General features: G+C 36.6%; 18 protein-coding genes and 1 other annotated feature. Of the genes, 2 read left to right on the plus strand and 16 right to left on the minus strand.

Features of this window, described 5'->3' with window-relative positions; translation table 11 throughout:
• Positions 1–2: 2 nt before the first annotated feature.
• From yqeH to ACIQX2_RS10430, 3 genes are read right to left on the minus strand one after another with little or no spacing between them, the layout of a single operon-like run.
• A complete protein-coding gene (gene yqeH, locus ACIQX2_RS10420) occupies positions 3–1,106 on the minus strand; it encodes a ribosome biogenesis GTPase YqeH (RefSeq protein WP_402849684.1) in 1,104 nt (367 codons plus the stop codon).
• Positions 1,103–1,624 carry a YqeG family HAD IIIA-type phosphatase gene (locus tag ACIQX2_RS10425; RefSeq protein WP_093060584.1) on the minus strand — a complete coding sequence of 174 codons (522 nt, stop codon included), beginning with the start codon at positions 1,622–1,624 and terminating at the stop codon, positions 1,103–1,105. The genes yqeH and ACIQX2_RS10425 overlap by 4 nt, the downstream gene beginning before the upstream one ends.
• A gap of 38 nt (positions 1,625–1,662) precedes the next feature.
• A complete protein-coding gene (locus ACIQX2_RS10430) occupies positions 1,663–2,445 on the minus strand; it encodes a phosphatidylserine decarboxylase (protein WP_402849688.1) in 783 nt (260 codons plus the stop codon).
• A gap of 91 nt (positions 2,446–2,536) precedes the next feature.
• Between ACIQX2_RS10430 and pssA the strand changes: the two genes are divergently transcribed.
• Positions 2,537–3,076, plus strand: coding sequence for a CDP-diacylglycerol--serine O-phosphatidyltransferase (pssA, locus tag ACIQX2_RS10435; RefSeq protein ID WP_402849691.1), 540 nt, complete (start codon positions 2,537–2,539; stop codon positions 3,074–3,076).
• Positions 3,077–3,168: 92 nt separating this feature from the next.
• A complete protein-coding gene (gene sigK, locus ACIQX2_RS10440; RefSeq protein WP_402850516.1) occupies positions 3,169–3,897 on the plus strand; it encodes an RNA polymerase sporulation sigma factor SigK in 729 nt (242 codons plus the stop codon).
• Between the two features lie 195 nt (positions 3,898–4,092).
• Here the strand turns inward: sigK and mtnN are convergent, their stop codons facing one another.
• The 13 genes from mtnN to recD2 form a co-directional block, all read right to left on the minus strand.
• The gene (gene mtnN, locus ACIQX2_RS10445) at positions 4,093–4,785 is read right to left on the minus strand and encodes a 5'-methylthioadenosine/S-adenosylhomocysteine nucleosidase (protein ID WP_402849693.1); all 693 of its coding nucleotides are present in this window, start codon (positions 4,783–4,785) and stop codon (positions 4,093–4,095) included.
• 104 nt (positions 4,786–4,889) lie between these two features.
• Entirely contained in the window at positions 4,890–5,585 is a 696-nt protein-coding gene (locus ACIQX2_RS10450; protein WP_402849696.1) for a YrrS family protein, read from the minus strand.
• Between the two features lie 386 nt (positions 5,586–5,971).
• On the minus strand, positions 5,972–6,445 hold the full coding sequence (gene greA / locus ACIQX2_RS10455) for a transcription elongation factor GreA (protein WP_093060579.1): 474 nt from the start codon (positions 6,443–6,445) through the stop codon (positions 5,972–5,974).
• A gap of 111 nt (positions 6,446–6,556) precedes the next feature.
• Complete coding sequence (gene udk / locus ACIQX2_RS10460) at positions 6,557–7,195, minus strand: uridine kinase (RefSeq protein WP_093060578.1); 639 nt, start codon at positions 7,193–7,195, stop codon at positions 6,557–6,559.
• Positions 7,195–8,469 carry a peptidase U32 family protein gene (locus ACIQX2_RS10465; protein ID WP_402849701.1) on the minus strand — a complete coding sequence of 425 codons (1,275 nt, stop codon included), beginning with the start codon at positions 8,467–8,469 and terminating at the stop codon, positions 7,195–7,197. Before ACIQX2_RS10465 ends, udk begins: the two co-directional genes overlap by 1 nt.
• Positions 8,470–8,500: 31 nt before the next feature.
• On the minus strand, positions 8,501–9,430 hold the full coding sequence (locus tag ACIQX2_RS10470; protein WP_402849704.1) for a peptidase U32 family protein: 930 nt from the start codon (positions 9,428–9,430) through the stop codon (positions 8,501–8,503).
• Between the two features lie 5 nt (positions 9,431–9,435).
• Positions 9,436–10,071 (minus strand): O-methyltransferase, encoded by a 636-nt coding sequence (locus ACIQX2_RS10475; protein WP_402849707.1) that lies wholly within the window; start codon positions 10,069–10,071, stop codon positions 9,436–9,438.
• A gap of 116 nt (positions 10,072–10,187) precedes the next feature.
• Positions 10,188–11,306 (minus strand): endolytic transglycosylase MltG, encoded by a 1,119-nt coding sequence (mltG, locus tag ACIQX2_RS10480; protein WP_402849709.1) that lies wholly within the window; start codon positions 11,304–11,306, stop codon positions 10,188–10,190.
• Positions 11,307–11,554: 248 nt separating this feature from the next.
• The gene (locus ACIQX2_RS10485; protein WP_093060573.1) at positions 11,555–11,851 is read right to left on the minus strand and encodes a DUF1292 domain-containing protein; all 297 of its coding nucleotides are present in this window, start codon (positions 11,849–11,851) and stop codon (positions 11,555–11,557) included.
• Positions 11,852–11,862: 11 nt separating this feature from the next.
• Entirely contained in the window at positions 11,863–12,282 is a 420-nt protein-coding gene (gene ruvX / locus ACIQX2_RS10490; protein ID WP_402849713.1) for a Holliday junction resolvase RuvX, read from the minus strand.
• A 2-nt stretch (positions 12,283–12,284) separates the two neighbouring features.
• Complete coding sequence (locus ACIQX2_RS10495) at positions 12,285–12,551, minus strand: IreB family regulatory phosphoprotein (protein ID WP_093060571.1); 267 nt, start codon at positions 12,549–12,551, stop codon at positions 12,285–12,287.
• Between the two features lie 78 nt (positions 12,552–12,629).
• Entirely contained in the window at positions 12,630–15,263 is a 2,634-nt protein-coding gene (gene alaS, locus ACIQX2_RS10500) for an alanine--tRNA ligase (RefSeq protein ID WP_402849717.1), read from the minus strand.
• A 268-nt stretch (positions 15,264–15,531) separates the two neighbouring features.
• Positions 15,532–15,742, minus strand: a binding site (T-box leader).
• 36 nt (positions 15,743–15,778) lie between these two features.
• Positions 15,779–18,196 carry an SF1B family DNA helicase RecD2 gene (gene recD2 / locus ACIQX2_RS10505; RefSeq protein ID WP_402849720.1) on the minus strand — a complete coding sequence of 806 codons (2,418 nt, stop codon included), beginning with the start codon at positions 18,194–18,196 and terminating at the stop codon, positions 15,779–15,781.
• Between the last annotated feature and the right edge of the window lie 7 nt (positions 18,197–18,203).

Genomic DNA, 18,203 nt, shown 5'->3' on the forward strand with positions numbered 1-18,203 from the left:
TCCTATATTAATGATGGACGAATAGAAATTTCTACACCTGCCGGGGCATGTGCGGCTACAATTACACCACCACGTTGTACAGTAATCCACCCTAATCCAGAAAATACGATATCTGTTTTATCATCTTTAATCTTAAATTCATGACGAACTAAAGGTGGTAATAGATCTGCAAACTCTTCACTCGGTGGAGATAATAATTTCCCTTTATGTTCTTTATATAAATTATCCGCATTCTCTAATTTTGTGCGGTGTATTGGAATATCATTAGCTATATGACATGTAAAAGCCGCACGTTCACCTTTGATAAAGTCAAAACGAGATAAACCACCCAAGTATAATGTTTGTTCACTATTTAGTTGGAATACTTTCGGTTTAATCTCTTTTTTAGGTGTTATATATTTCAATTCTGATGGATCTAAGTAATGGGCCATTTGATGGTGATTAATAATACCAGGTGTATCAAATAATGACTTAGTATCATCTAATGGGATTTCAATCATATCTAAAGTAGTACCAGGGAAATGCGAAGTGGTAATAATCGCATCCTCTCCAGTAGCTTGTTTAATAATTCGGTTGATAAATGTAGACTTCCCAACATTTGTACAGCCAACAACATAAACGTTTTCACCTTTTCGATAATGCTCGATGGCTTCCATTGCTTCTGACATGCCTGTTCCTTTATGGGCACTAACAAACAATACGTCTATTGGAGACAAGCCTAGTTTTTTAGCTTCCTGCTTCATCCAATTTATGACTTTATTTTTTTTCACTGATTTTGGTAATAAATCTGCCTTATTGGCTATCAACAATATAGGGTTATTGCCAACAAAACGATGCAAACCAGGTAACCAACTACCATTAAAATCAAAGATATCAACTATTTTAACGATTAGCCCTTTTTGCGTTCCTAAGCTGTTTAAAATTCTAAGAAAATCATCATCTGTCAATGAAACTGGTTGTAATTCATTGTAATTCTTCAATCGGAAACAACGCTGACAAATTATATCTTCTTTTTCCAAAGAAGAAACTGGTGCATAACCAGGTTCTCCTACTTTTTCTGTTTGAATTACTGTACCGCAACCGATACATTTTGGTGCTTCTGTCACGCTTCTTCCTCCCATGTAACCTGTCCTTTTTTGTCCAAGTAACTAAAAATTCTTCGTTCTACCATACGGTTAAATTTGGTCACAAATCCATCTGATTTCGCAACTGGAATAACTAAAATCGTATGAAGTTTTAATCTGTTTCCTCCAAACACATCGGTTAGTAACTGGTCACCAATGACAACTACTTCTTCTCGTTTCACCGACATTATACTTAATGCCTGAAGAAATGCTTTTCCAAGCGGTTTACGGGCTTTAAATATGAATGGAATTCCAAGTGGATCTGCAAATGATTTAACTCGCAGCTCATTGTTATTAGAAACAATCGTTACTTGAATCCCAGCAGCTTTAATACTCGCAAACCACTCGATTAATTTAGGGGTTGCATCTGGTCGATCCCATTCAACTAATGTGTTATCTAAATCTGTAATAATTGCCTTTATCCCTTTGTCTTTTAACATCTCAGGTGTTATATGATAGACACTTCTTACAAATTCACTAGGTATAAAATTTGAATACAAAGACGAACACTCCAATTCGAGGCTATTTCTATTTATGATTATAGCATATTTGCTACATTCTCACCCATTCGGACAAATTTCCCAGGTTGTACATTACTTGAAAACTGCACACTACCCTCTTCAAATAACATGACAACGGTAGATCCAAAGGAGAAATATCCAACCTCTTCTCCTTTACTCCATGTAGTAGATGTATTCGTAAGTTCGATTGAGTTTACAAACATTGCCCCTACTTTTATATGTATACACCTTTTTTCATTTGGCATTTCTAGTTCCGTTAGCATTCGGTAGTTACCACTTATCGTTTGCTTGCCAAACTGAAGGCCCCATTTATTCACCGGATACGATTTCGCACCGAGAATATATTGATTCAAAACTTTACCATCTATAGGAGAATGTATTCGGTGATATTCGGCTGGACTTAAATATAAAACAATATATTTTCCCTTTTGATAAAATGAAGCTATTTTATCAGAGCCTAGCATATCCTGTAATGAGTAGGTTTTTTGTTTTACATAGAAAAGCCCTTCTGCTGTAATATCTCCAAAAGTTTCTATCGTTGCATCGACAGGGCTAATTATGCTAGCCGCTTTCTCATCAATAGGGCGACTAGCTGCAGTGACCTTACGAATAAAAAAATCATGTAAAGTAGAGAAATCGTCACTTTTTTGTATCATGTCGTGAGTTGATATATTAAAATACTTAATATAAGAGGGAATAATACGTTTGCTAACCTTGGATTGGGTAAAACTTCGGATTATTGATGAGGACCATTTTCCATTGGTTAATTCAATCATGGTTTGATATAATCGTTCTCTCATTTTTTAGCTCCCTAGAAAAATTTAAACTTACAATTTTTACTTAATCGAAGTATAATGAACAAATACGTTATTTGTAAAGGAGTGATTTACAATGTTTTTACAAAACGCAATGTATCAAACAGTAAAAAAATTGAAATCACATGCAGCAAATATGATCACCATTGGCAATCTTGCATGTGGTGGTGCAGCCATCATGGCAACAATGAATGAAAATTACACGTTCAGTGTTTTATTTATATTTATAGCTGGCCTATTAGATAGATTTGATGGAATTGTAGCTCGAAAATTTCATCTCGAATCCGAATTAGGTAAACAACTAGATTCCATGAGCGATATTATTTCATTTGGGGTAGCTCCAGCATTACTGATGTATTCGTTAGTATTACAAGAGTTCATTGTTACCGGAATGATCATAACTGTCATCTATATAGCATGTGGTGCTTTCAGGTTAGCACGATTTAATATTTCTGAACCGAATGGGTTTTTTACTGGTCTACCCATTACTGTAGCTGGTGTAATTTTAACGTTATCCTATTTTGCGATAGAATATGTACCATCTGTCTCTTACATGTTTTTATTCATCATTCTCGCACTATTAATGATCAGCACATTTACATTAAGGAAAGTTTAATGAGTGAAGCGACTGCGAATTTGCGGTCGCTTTTTCATATTTTGGCAGCTTTCGACATACACTGGTTTAACAACTAGATGGAGGTGAACCTCATTACCGGTCTAATGGCTGCCTTTATAAGCATCTTTGTAGAATTTCCGCTCGTTCTTGGTTATTTGAAAGGCCAGGCATTTCATCAGCCCTTCACACCGGAAGAAGAAAAAGTCATGATAGATCGATTTTTAGGTGGCGATTTATCAGCTCGTGATGAACTTATCGAACGAAATATGCGATTGGTTGCCCATGTAGTCAAAAAGTTTCATCCAAAGCATGAACTGTTGGATGATTACATCTCTATAGGCACAATTGGACTGATGAAGGCTGTCAATAGCTATACTCCCACCAAGAAAACGAAACTAGCGACTTACGCTGCCAGATGTATAGAAAATGAAATTTTAATGTATTTACGATCATTAAAGAAAGTTCAAAAAGACGTTTCCCTACATGAACCAATCGGGATGGATAAAGATGGTCACTCATTAGAAATTACAGACCTGCTTCCAGGTATTGATAAAAGTACGGACGAACAATTGGTAGATGAAGAAGAAACGAATAGCTTATATCGACATTTATCCCAGCTAGAAAAAAGAGAGCTCGAAATTATCATCCGAAGATATGGATTACTTGGTCATGAGCCGATGACGCAAAAAGATATATCGAAGCAACTAAAAATATCGAGAAGCTACGTATCTCGGATTGAAAAACGTGCATTAGTAAAACTGTATCAATCTTATATACATGAAAAAAACTCTTTCGATGTATCAAACACCAAAAGAGCTTAGCTAGGTTTAATCTTCACTTGTCTCTGCAATCATGATAAATGATAATACCGCTGTTACTAAAACTGACATAGCCATTAGGAATAACATTCATTCTCCTCCTCTTACATTGAAACCACCTGATAATTTTATCATAGCATATAGTAAGAGAATTATTAATATACGTTAAACAGCTCAGTATGGCAAATTAATGACAACTTATAGTTTTTCTATAACACGCAATACAACTTGCGTTGAATGCTTTGCGGCAACAGGTAAAAACTCATCAAAGCTGATAGAGGATTCTTTACCAGCGATGTCAGAAAGTGAACGAATTACGACAAAAGGAACTTCAAATTGATGGCAAACTTGCGCAACTGCGGCAGCTTCCATTTCACAAGCCTTCATTTGTGGGAAATGGCTACGAACCTGTTCTACTTTTGCAGGCTCATGCATAAAAATATCCCCTGTTGCAATTAAACCGGTTGCGGCTTGGTGTTGTCCTATTTCCGATACTGCTTCCTCTGCTAATTTCATCAAACGTTCGTCAGATCTAAATGCTGCAGGAAGCTGAGGTACTTGACCAATTTCATAACCAAAAGCAGTTACATCGACATCATGATGTCTCACTTCATCGGAGATTACAATCGCCCCTACCTCTAGATTTGGGTCATAACCCCCTGCTGAACCAGTGTTAATAACATAATCAGGTTGAAATTCGCTTAATAATATAGAAGTTGTCATGGCCGCGTTCACTTTTCCAATTCCACTTTTCAGTAAAATAACCTCATGATTTTTGTAAGATCCACTTGTAAATTCACTGTTTGCTATGTTCTTTGTTTCTGGATTTTCGATTTCTTTTCTCAGAAGCTCTACTTCTTCTTCCATTGCACCTATAACCGCTATTCTCATACTATTTACCCCTCTCTAAATGCACTTCTTTAAAAATAAGGAAAAAAGCTTCTTAAGTCAAGAAGCTTTTCTTTTTGATATTATAAATGAAATAGTGCAGAAACTCATTTTAATGCTTTAAGCTTCTCTTTTTTAGTAGGTTTCCACCCTTCCCCATCAATCCATTCAAGAGATATACGATAAATTTCGCTTCTATCCTTTGAAGTGACAGTTCCTATGGATTTTTGAGGGCTTCCCCCATTACCGAGAAATACTACATACATATCGGACGGATCTAAATTAGCAGCATACGCTAATGCATCCACTTTTTCATCCCAGTCCACAGTTTTTTTCGTATAGCTTGAAACGTGATCACCTGTCTGCGCGGTTCCGATTGGCTGCCATCCAGAATCTATTACAACCGATTCGACATTTGGATCGTCAGAAGCTTCAGTTGTTACAGTGCCTGATTCAGTGTCATTCTCACCAATATCAGTAGTTTCATTCACTTCTGTTTCAGAAGTTGGCTCTTCATTTGAGGAAGTAGAATCTGTGGAATCAGTACTATTGCCAACTACCGCTTCAGATTCCTTATCTTTATCTTCTTCAGAGGTGTTTTCACTATTTTCTTCTGTTTGTTCATTGTTTGTGGAAGATGTATTAGCACTTTCTTTCTCGTTGTCATCTGTAACTATATTAACTGTTACTATGATGATAAGGAGAATTACTATTCCAATAAGTATATTTAAAATAGTATTCTTTTTTCTCTTATGATTTCGTTGATCTAATCGTGAGTCAAATTTCGTATTTTTTTCAGGCATGTAATTTCCTCCTTTAATATAAGAGAATATACTACAAATAGACGAGAATCATAGGGATTTGTTTCAAAAACCTCAAAAATAGTTCATTAGATCGCACTTCCTAATTCAAAAGACTGATTTATAATTATTTTACTGTGAATACTTTTTTCATCTAAACTACAAACTATGCCCAATCTAAATGGGGAGTATTACTCATTAAGTTGTTTGTATTGAAAGAAGGCAACTCCAGCGGGAACAGCACGAGCTGAAGACCCCACAGTCACGTAGTGACGAGGAGATTGAACCGTGCCCGATGCAAGAGTCCACCAGGAACGGCATCATAGTATCCTTTATTTCCAATATTATGATTCAAAAAAGAGGTAAACGGATTCGTTTACCTCTTTGTTTTATGAAATCGTTTTTATTTCTACGTCCATTTCTCCACCAGGAGTAAGGATTTTCACGCGATCTCCTGTAGTCTTGCCGATTAACCCTTTAGCAATTGGAGAATCATTTGAAATTAGGCCTTCTAATGGATCAGCTTCTGCAGAGCCTACGATTGTATAAGTTTCTTCATCGCCATCTGGAATCTCCACAAACGTTACTGTTTTACCAAGCGAAACGATGTCGTTATTTCCTTCTCCTTCGATGATAACAGCATTGCGAATCATTGACTCTAGTGTTGAAATTCTACCTTCTACAAACGCTTGATCCTCTTTAGCAGAATCGTATTCAGAGTTCTCGGAAAGATCCCCAAAACTTCTAGCAATTTTAATACGTTCTACTACCTCTTTACGTTTAACCGTTATTAGATGATTTAACTCATCCTGTAATTTTTGTTTACCAGCAACGGTCATTGGATATTGTTTCTCTATTGACACTCCCATACACTCCTTTAAATACACACTTAAAACTTTATCATGTATTATTCATATGCATCTAATCACAATGTTATGAATTTCATGAAATTATTGTCAATCTCAATCATCATATTATACATTAACATCCGTTTCAAGAATAGTTTTTATTTTTGTTACCATTAAATCGATTGCCACTTCATTTTGGCCGCCCTCTGGAATAATTACGTCTGCATACTTTTTAGTCGGTTCGATGAATTGATTGTGCATCGGACGAACTACGTGAAGATACTGATCCACAACAGAATCAACTGTACGTCCTCTATCGTTAATATCACGTAATATACGACGAATAATACGTAAATCTGCATCTGTATCAACAAATAATTTGATATTCATCATATTGCGAAGTCGCTCATCTTCCAAAACTAAAATACCTTCTAAAATAATAACATCCTTTGGCTCAATTTTGATCGTTTCAGAAGAGCGGGTATGCTGTGCATAATCATATACCGGCTTTTCGATTGACTTATTGTCTAACAAATTGTGAATATGTTCAAGTAATAGGTCATTATCAAAAGCTAATGGATGATCATAATTAGTATTGAGTCTTTCTTCAAATTTCAAATGACTCTGATCTTTGTAATAGAAATCTTGTTGGATAACTACTACGGAATGGTCCTTAAATACTTCACTGATTGCGTTTGTTACACTCGTTTTACCTGATCCCGATCCACCTGCGATCCCAATGATAAGAGGAGTTTTCTTAGCCATTACTTCATCCCTTTTCTCATCATATTATTTGGATATAATTTAGTCGGACATTTAAATTGAACAATTTGTAAAGGATGTCTTGCTGCTTCCAAGACCTGTCCTTTTTCATCCGTAAGCTCATTTATAACCATCTCGATGTTCTCTATTTCTGGTCCAAAGAATTCTACTTTGTCTCCAGGCTTAAAATAGTTTCGTTGCTGCAGCGTCACTATTTGTGTCTCTTCGTTATACTCTAACACAAGTCCGACAAAATCGAACCCTAATTTTTTATCATGTACCCCATACATCTGTTGTTCAAAAGTAGGCTCATGCTCAAAAAATGCTGTATCAGTTTCACGATTTGCGCATTTCTCTAGCTCTTCTACCCAGCTTTTCTGCATTTTAAAGTTTTCAGGATCTGCACAGTATGCATCAATTACTTTACGATAAACACTCACCACAGTAGCGATATAGTGAATTGACTTCATACGACCTTCTACTTTTAATGAATCGATTCCTAGCTCGATTAAACGTGGTATCGATTCCAATAATTTTAAATCCTTTGGGCTCATAGCAAAAGGAACATCACCATCTGTAAATAAGGGTTGTTCTAGGCCATCGTTTTGTTCATATAAATCATAATCCCACCTACAGGATTGGCAGCAACCGCCTCTATTGGAATCACGTGCAGTCATATGATTAGAAAGTGTGCATCTTCCACTGTAGGCAATACACATTGCGCCGTGGACAAACGTTTCAATTTCGATGTCCACTTTCTCTTTCATTAATTGAATTTCGTCTCCACTAGTTTCACGGGCTAGTACAACTCGATGAAGTCCTTCCTCTTTCCAATATTGAACCGCTTTCCAATTAGATAAAGATTGTTGCGTGCTTAAGTGAAGCTCTAATTTTGGGGCAACAGATCGGCATGTCTCAATTATTAATGGATCGGCAACAATAATTCCAGTTACACCAGTAGATTCGACTGCTTGTAAATAATCTTCTAATCCATCCATATTTTCATTGTGCGCAAATATATTAGTTGTCACATACACTTTAGCGCCATACTTGTTAGCAAATTCTACTCCATCACGCATTTCATCGATGGAGAAGTTTCCCGCATTTGAACGGAGTCCAAATTCTTGTCCTCCTATAAATACAGCGTCAGCACCGTAATGCACTGCGATTTTTAACTTTTCTAAACTTCCAGCAGGTGCTAATAATTCAGGTTTTTTCGTTATAACACGTTTCCCATCGATTATCTCACTTATTTTATCTAATTTCGTATTAAGCAAATAAAACCTACCCTTTCTTATAAAACTTCCATTAATACACCGTTTCTTTAAAGAAAAACCCAGTATCTAATGGTCTCAATGGTGGTTGAATTTCTTCAATCTTGTTCAATAATTCTTTTTTGCAAGCTTTGTAAGCAGCTCTCGATTCATAATAAGCATCAATAGCTTGACGATAGTAACCAGTAATAGCCGTTACATATGAAGGGTCCTGTAGTATCCCATCGATTTTCAAGCTATCAATTCCTGCGTCTAAAAGCTCATCTAGTTCATCGATCATACACATATCGTTTGGACTGAAAATATGCGTTCCATTGCTATCCTCATAAATTGGATATTTGTTGGAGCGCTCTTTATCGTGTAAAAACATATTTTTATTTTTAGAACGATTTTCCACCTCCATTGCTTTTTCTTGGAACAAGAAATAATTACCTAGTAGAGAGCGCTTTGATTGAAAAATACAAGTCATTCCGTGAACTTGAACTTCTATTTGAACTTCAGCATTTTCTTTTACTTCCACAACTTCATCTAAGCTTAGTTCTCTAGCAAGAACAGCTCTGGTCGAACCACGTTTTCCCCAATAATTTGCAGTAAAATAATTGGTAGCTGTTTGTTCCGTATTCCAATGTAACGGAATAGTTACTTCCGCTTCACGTCTAGCTATTATGACAGCTGGATCGCCAAAAACAATTCCATCTACACCAATTTCCTGAAGTTTTTTTAAATAAGGTACCAATGAGTCTACTTTGTCATTATGAAAAAGAGCATTCATCGCAACGTATAGTTTTTTGTTATGATTCAAGGTAATGTTTCTAGCAACTGTTATATGTTCCAAGGTAAATTCAGCTGGGAGTCTCAAACCAAAAAATTGTTCTCCTACTAAAAAAGCATCCGCTCCAACTGCTATAAGTTCTTCTAAATGACTAATACTTGCTGGGGTTACTAATAATTCTGTTTTGTTCATGTCGTTCACCTCTTAATACTTACTAACATTCCATCTCCGACAGGTAGGAATGCTGTGTCATAATCTGGATGATTCATCAGCCACTCCATAAATTGATGCTGGTTTCGGACCATTGTTCTTTTTCTTCTAGGTACTTCACTCATCGGTAATTCAGACAATCCATTTAGCAATAAATTATCACAATAAATAACGCCACCATCATTTAAAAATGGGGCATATTTTTCGAAGAAGTTTTTGTATTGACCTTTAGCTGCATCAATAAAAATAGCATCGAATTTGTTATCTCCAAGCTCATTATCCGAAACTTCTAAAGCATCGCCAACAATTACTCGAATTCGATGTTGCAAATCCTCACGCTCTATATAATTTTGGGCTAGCTCTGCTTTTATTTCATCTCTTTCGATCGTCACAATGGTCGAATGCGGAAGTTTAGTTGCCATACGCATAGAAGAGTATCCAATTGCAGTTCCTAGCTCTAAAATAGCCTGGGGTTTTTGCAAAGAAAGAAGCTGCAATAACGATTCCATACCCATCAGCTGCATAATTGGCACATGATTCTCTTTTGCATATTGTTCCATTTCCAAAAAAATAGCGGATCTAGGCTTAATTAGATCCTTCAAAAAATCATCACTAATATTCATCTAAACTAACCCCTTTAGGTCAATAAAATAATAATCCCTATTATGTAAAAAAACAACTCTTATAATAACATAGCAGGAGACCGAATGCGACAACCATTCCGTCTCCTGCACAATAATTACTTTAAATATTTGTCAATATTTCGAAGATGTTCATCATAGGTCACTGCAAAATGATTCGTACCTTCTTTATCTGCCAAGAAGTAAAAGTATTTTGTATCACTTGGATCCAGTGCAGCTTCAATAGATGATTTACCAGCGTTAGCAATTGGTCCAGGTGGTAATCCTGTATTTTGATACGTATTATATGGACTATCAAACTCTAAGTCTTCAAACAACACACGGTCTTTATGTGTTCCTTTTGCATATAAAACAGTTGGGTCCGTTTGAAGAGGCATTCCTTCTTCTATGCGGTTATAAAAAACACTTGCAATAGTTGCACGATCTGTTTGCGCTGTTGCCTCTTCCTCTAACAAGGAGGCAAATGTTAATAGCCAATGCACTGATTTTTCTTCTGCTTGTAATAAGTCTACGTAAGAAGTTACGACTTTATCTGTATTTGAAAGCATAGTATCCACTATTGTCTCAATAGAAGGATTATCCTCAAAAAATGGATAAGTCGCTGGGAACAGATAGCCTTCTAACGCATAGCGTACATTTTCTCCTTTAATCTCCGGACCTAAAATGTTTGGGTATTTAACCATCATTCTATCCACAAATTCCGGGTTAGTTACGAGCGTAAAGAAATCATCAGCAGAATGACTTGTTTTCTTTTCCACAACTTGTCCAATTTGCTCGAGGGTTAATCCTTCAGGAATTGTTAAAGAGAAAATAGGTTCTCTGTATACTCTACCAGTCTTTAAGCTTGTAATAATTTCATCTAGCGTCATTGCTTTCGTTAAGGTATACTCTCCAGCCTGAAATTGAGATTCATTGTTGAACTTTGCATAATATTTGAAGATTTTAGCATTTTTTATAATTCCACTTTCTTCTAGCTTACTTGAAATATTATCAAGTCCTGATCCAATTGGAATCTCCACTGTAATCTTCTCTTCCGAATTAGGATCTAATGGAAGCAGTGCTGACTCTACATAATTGTAGACAACTAAACCACCTATACCACCGATAACGATGACAAGAAAGGTAATGATTAAGACAATTTTTCGAACAAGTTTCACTTCTTTTTTCTTTTTTTTCATTTTATTAAACATAATCTCTTTTTTTGTCTCATTTTCCACGGGTTCTCCCCCTTATGTCCCGCCTTAACGGGCAGAAATATCCCTTCTTCAAGATCTCGAGGAAACGAATGAAAGAAAATTTGGGATAAACTGCCCGTAAAGGTCCGATTAATTCGACTAACATTCATTGCGGGCAGAAAAACCAGCACTGAATGAAATTTCATATTATCTCCATCTCATTATACAAGAAAACATATAAAAAGAAAAAGGTGAATGAGGCTTCCCTCATCCACCTTAAATAGATAGTCTTATTCTTCGTCTTCTTCCTCTTGCTCGTCTAAAAATGTACTTAACATTTCTTCGATCATATCCCATTCAGCGTCAGATTCAACTGGAAGTAATTCTCCGTCTTCTCCATCTTCATTTGGAACAAAAGATGATGCATGAATTTCGATTTCTTCGTTTTCATCTTCTTCTGCGCCTATTGGATAATAAAGTACATACGATTTTCCAAATTCATCTGATTCAAATGTGAAAAGCACGTTGCAAAGCTGTTCGTTTCCATTTTCATCTACAATTGTAATATTTTCTTGTCCGTGGTCCATTTGCAGTCACCTCATCTATTTTTTCTATCAAGAAAGCCTTGTAAAATCATTACAGCGGCCATCTTGTCGATCACTTGCTTACGTTTTTTACGACTAACATCCGCATCTATTAACATACGTTCTGCAGCCATCGTTGTCAATCGTTCATCCCATAATGTGACAGGGAAATGATATTTATCGGTTAATAGCTTGGCATATTGTTCGGATGCCTCTGCACGTGGACCAATAGAATTATTCATGTTTTTTGGAAATCCTACAACAAATTCTGTGACAACATGCTCTTTCACAAGTTCATCAATTCGTTCTAGACCAAACTCTAAATTTTCTTCATTTATCTTTATCGTTTCAATACCTTGCGCAGTCCAACCAAATGCATCACTGATTGCTACTCCTACGGTACGAGAACCAACATCTAACCCCATAATTCGCATCATTAAGCCTCATTATTTTTTTTAATATAAAACTTCACTAGTTCCTCTAATATTTCATCTCGTTCAAGTTTTCGAATCATATTGCGTGCATCTTGATGGCGAGGAATATAAGCTGGATCACCTGACAATAAGTAGCCGACAATTTGATTGATAGAATTATACCCCTTCTCTTCTAGTGCAGAGTGAACTTGTGTCATCACATGCTTTACTTCCTGTTCCATCGATTCTTCAGGGAAATTAAATTTCATCGTTTTATCAAATGAGCTCATGATCAGCACCTCGCTTTCCATTTTTAATGAAAAAACTAATGTATCTATTGTCTTAGTATATCCTATTTTTGAAATAATTTAAACAGATTTAATATATTCCACTACAGAACTAAGAGCTGTTTCCAATTTGCTTGCATCTTTTGCACCAGCCATTGCGAAGTCTGGACGACCTCCACCTTTGCCTCCACACTGTTCTGCTACTAGTTTAACGATATTACCAGCGTGATAGTTCCCGCCAACAATATCCTTTGTAACTCCTGCTGAAATCATTACTTTGTCCCCATCAACTGCGCCTAGTACAATGACAGCTTTTTCAAGCTTTTGTTTTAAATCATCCATCATTTGGCGTAATTGGTTGTTATCCTTCGCATCCACTTTTACCGCTAACACCGTTACATCATTTACTTTTTGTGCAGATGACAAAACAGAAGACGCTTGACTATTTGCAATTTTTGCAGAAAGTGACTCATTGTCTCTCTGCACATTTTTTAGCTCCTGAAGTGTTTGAGTAACCTTATTCACTAAATCTTTTGGCTGTGCCTTCAGTAAATTTGCAGCTTCGTTTAATATTTGTTCTTCTTCCTTTATAATCTCAAATGCACCCTTACCAGTTACTGCTTCAATACGTCTAGTACCTGCTCCGATTCCACTTTCTGAAAGGATTTTAAAGATTCCAATTTGAGAAGTGTTTTGAACATGAATGCCGCCGCATAGCTCTAAAGAGAAATCTCCCATTTGTACAACTCTTACAATATCCCCATACTTTTCACCGAATAATGCCATTGCACCCATTTGTTTTGCTTCGTCAATATTATGGTAGCCAGTAACTACCGGGATATTATCCCACACTTTCTCATTAACTATACGTTCAATTTGTTCTAGCTCATCTTTTGTTACTTGTCCAAAATGAGAGAAGTCAAAACGTAAACGATCGGGACCAACATAAGATCCAGCTTGATTTACATGAGTACCTAATACATCCTTTAGTGCCTGATGTAAAATATGCGTTGCTGAGTGATTTTTAATCGTATGCCCACGTAATGAGTTGTCGACAGTTGCCACTACCTCAGCATCCGTAATCATTTCTCCTGACTCGATAACAACCGTATGAAGGTTTTGTCCATTGGGAGCCTTTTGAACATCTTTTACAAATCCTCTAAATGTATCATTTTCGATTACGCCGTGATCAGCAATTTGACCTCCACTTTCAGCGTAAAAAGGTGTTTGAGTTAATACTACTTTCACTTCGTCGCCTTCATGAGCTGTTTTAACTAATACTTGATCACGTACTATGGACGTAACTTTAGTAGAAACAGCAGTCGTTTCATAGCCGACAAATTCACTTTCATCATGTAAATTACTAAATACCTCAGATTGAACCTGCATAGAATCTACGTTTTGACGAGCCGCACGAGCACGAGAACGCTGAGCTTCCATTTCTGATTGGAATCCTTCATGGTCCACGGTCATATTTGCTTCCTCTGCATATTCCTCTGTTAATTCGATCGGGAAGCCGTAAGTATCATATAGAGTGAATGTTGTAGTTCCTGGGATGTAAGTCTCGCCTTTTGCTTGCTGCTCTTTGATAACTTTTTCTAAAATAGTTAAACCATCATGAAGTGTTTCATGGAATCTTTCTTCTTCATTTTTCATAACACGCATTATAAAATCTTGTTTTTCTGTTACCTCTGGATAGAAATCTTTCATGATTTCTCCGACTACAGGAACAAGCTCATATAAAAATGGTTTTTCAATTCCTAACTGTTTGGCAAAGCGTACTGCTCTACGAAGTAATCTTCTAAGAACATAACCTCTTCCTTCGTTTGATGGTAAAGCACCATCTCCAATCGCAAATGCAACGGTACGAACATGGTCTGCAATTACTTTAAAAGCTGTATCGTCCACTTCATTTGCACGATATGCCTTACCAGAAATCTGTTCTGTTTGACGAATAATTGGCAAAAATAAATCTGTATCAAAGTTTGTTGGAACATCTTGCATAACACTTGTCATACGCTCTAGTCCCATACCTGTATCAATATTTTGCTTTGGCAAAGGTGTGTACGTATTGTCTGGATTATGATTGAATTCGGAAAACACTAAATTCCAAATTTCTAAATAACGTTCATTTTCCCCACCTGGATAAAGTTCAGAGTCACTTAAGTCATTGCCATAGCTTTCTCCACGATCATAGAAAATTTCCGAGTTAGGACCACTTGGACCTTCCCCAATATCCCAGAAGTTACCTTCTAAACGAATAAGTCTTTCTTCAGGAATCCCAATTTCATCCTTCCAAATATTATATGCTTCTATATCCTCAGGATGAATGGTAATTGATAATTTCTCTGGTTCTAATGCCATCCACTTTGTATCCGTTAGAAACTCCCATGCATAATGGATAGCTTCTTTCTTAAAATAATCACCAATTGAAAAGTTACCTAGCATTTCAAAGAAAGTATGATGTCTCGCAGTCTTCCCAACGTTTTCAATATCGTTTGTACGAATAGATTTTTGTGCATTCGTAATACGTGGATTTTCAGGAACAACACGTCCGTCAAAATATTTTTTTAATGTTGCTACTCCACTATTGATCCAAAGTAAAGACGGATCGTTAATCGGTACTAATGGAGCTGAAGGTTCCTGTGCATGCCCTTTTTCCATAAAAAAGTCTAAATACATTTGTCTAATTTGAGCACCTGTTAATTGTTTCATGTTTAGTTCCTCCTAATAAGTTTCGTTTGTTAAATAAATAAACTTCTTCAGTGATTTCCGCTCTAGGTGGACGCCTTTCGCAGGCACGGCTAGAGCCTGTTGTCTCTCGCTCGCGCTGTTCCCGCTGTAGTCGCCTCCTGCTCGATCCACTTTTTTAAATACGAATAAAAAATGATGGATTAAGTAACCATTCGTATTTTATTAAAAAACACTGATGATGAATTTGACTAAAACTGGAAAACAAATAAAAAAAAGCCCTCATCCCTAAAAAAGGGACGAAAGCTGTTGTTTCGCGGTACCACCCTAGTTACACAGTAGTAATCTACTATGTCTCTCAAGAAGCCTTAACGCGGCCGAACGACAGGTTTTAACTGCACTCAGGAGTAGCTTTCCTATTTGTTAGGTCAGTGAATTCTTTCAGCCAAGGAATTCATCTCTAGTCAGCTAACAATTAGTACTTTCTCCGTCAACATTTTACTATATGCAATTGATTATAAAAAACAAATTGGTAAGTGTCAATTGTCTGACTCCATAAATTGATACGGTGTGATACCATTCATCCCAATTAGTGGGTCTATTATATGAAAATTTTCAGCTGTTAAGCATGTCAAATCAGTTTGAGCCCCAGCTGATTCATGAACTATTTCTTTATCTCCAAGTTGCTCCGATTCTTCTACATTCGATAAACGATCCTTTAAGGTAGTTAATCGATGAAGATCATCGGTTCTTTGCACTCCGAATTTAAATACTTCTGGGTCTCCACATAATATGAGAAAGTTTTTGGCACGAGTAATTCCTGTATAAAGTAAATTTCGTCTTAACATCTTCATATAACTTCTTGTTATAGGCATAATAACAGTTTGAAACTCACTACCCTGAGATTTATGAACGGAACAACAGTAAGCTAGTGTAAGCTGATTTAAATCATTTTTTTCGTAGGTTACTTCGTTGCCATCAAAAGAAACGATTAACATTTCTTTTTTCTCAACTGTTTCAGCAGCTCTAAAAATACTAATGACTTCCCCCATATCTCCATTAAATACATGACTCTCGGGTTGATTGACTAGCTGCAGCACTTTATCTCCAATACGGTAGATAGTTTCACCGAAAACCATTTCTTTTCGCTTTCCGTCCGTATTTGGGTTGACCATTTCTTGAATCATTTTGTTAAGGGCATCTATACCTGCGGGACCTCGATACATTGGTGCAAGTACTTGCATATCTCGAATAGAATGTCCTTTAGATAATGCACTTTTTAACACTTGTTCCACTACTTTTGGAATTTGCTCGGTAGAAGCTTTTATAAAGGAACGGTCCTTTGTTTTGTCTAATAGAGTTGCCGGGACCATCCCTCGCTTCATTTCATGAGCAAGTTCAATAATGGAAGACCCTTCTGCTTGGCGATAAATATCCTTTAGCTCGACTGTAGGAATTCGTTTGGAGGCAAGCAAATCTTTTAATACTTGTCCTGGTCCTACTGGTGGAAGTTGATCTTGATCTCCTACAAAAATAACTTGGGCATCCTTTGGAATTGCCTTTAAAAGTTGATGTCCTAACCATGTATCTAACATAGAGGTTTCATCAATGATAATTAGTTTACCTTCTATTTCTTTGCCTTCAACATCCGCATCCTCTTGACCCGTAAAGCCTAATAGTCTATGAATAGTCATTGCAGGCAAATCTGTAGATTCACTAAGGCGTTTAGCTGCTCTACCAGTCGGAGCAGCTAAAACTACTGGGAAGGGTTTGTTGTCCTTTATCCATTCCTTTGGATCCAACGAAAGTCCATGTAATTCTGCGTAGAGCTCAACGATTCCTCGCACAACGGTTGTTTTTCCGGTACCAGGACCTCCAGTTAATAAAGTCATACTTGAGTTTAACGCTGTTTCTATCGCATTAATCTGTGTCGGAGCATACTGCACCCCTAGACGTTCTTCAATACCTCCAAGATGCTTTTTCATCTCGGCTAAAGGAAATTGATGGTGGGAATCATTTTCCGCTAGTAGCGTTTCTATTTTAGAACCAATTCCTACTTCTGAAAAGTATAAAGAAGGAATATAAAAACGATTCACTTCTCCGACTATCCGACTTTCTTCCGCTAGTTCAATGCAGCATTTACTAATGGCCTCATATGGGATCTCTTCTCGCTGAGCATTTTCTAATAACTGTTTAACAGATTCTAACAATTGCTCTGCATATAAAAATACATGCCCTTCTCCTAACGAAGCAGTTTGAAGCAGATGAAATATTGCAGCTTTAATCCGATCTGGATGATTCCCTTGAATACCTAATTTATAGCCAAGCTCATCCGCTCGAACAAAACCAACCCCCTCTACCTCTTCAATAAGGCGGTATGGATTTTTAGTAAGTACCGTGAGTGTTTCTTCTCTATAGGCTTGATAGATCTTCATGGCGATTTGAGGACCGAATCCCCATTCATTTAATTGAATCATTACTTTTTCTAAGCCTAGATTTTGCACTAGAACTGCACGTAAAGTTTGTTTTTTTTCTTCTGAAAGACGTGGAACTATATCTAGGGCTTCCGAATCATCTAGAATTTTATTTATAGCATTTGGCCCAAGTTTTTTTACAATTTGCTCTGCTGTTTTACGCCCTATCCCCGTGAACATATCACTCGACAAATAATGAATGATTCCTTGTTCCGTATCGGGCACTTCTTTTTGGAACGTTTCCACTTGGAACTGAATGCCATATTTCGGATGGTTTTTAATATAACCGATGAATTTATATGCTTCTTCTAAAACTAGAGGAGGAAAATAGCCTGATACTATTACTTCCTTGTCTGTATACGTAGTGTTTGTGGATTTGATTTTCACTTTTAAGATAGAAAATAAATTTTGAGGGTTATGAAAAATCGAAACGATAGGACGACCTGCAATAAATTGTTTTTCATTATTTATTTCGTTGGTCATACTACCG

Origin of the sequence: Psychrobacillus sp. NPDC096623 (assembly GCF_044762655.1) — a bacterium.
Classification (GTDB): domain Bacteria; phylum Bacillota; class Bacilli; order Bacillales_A; family Planococcaceae; genus Psychrobacillus.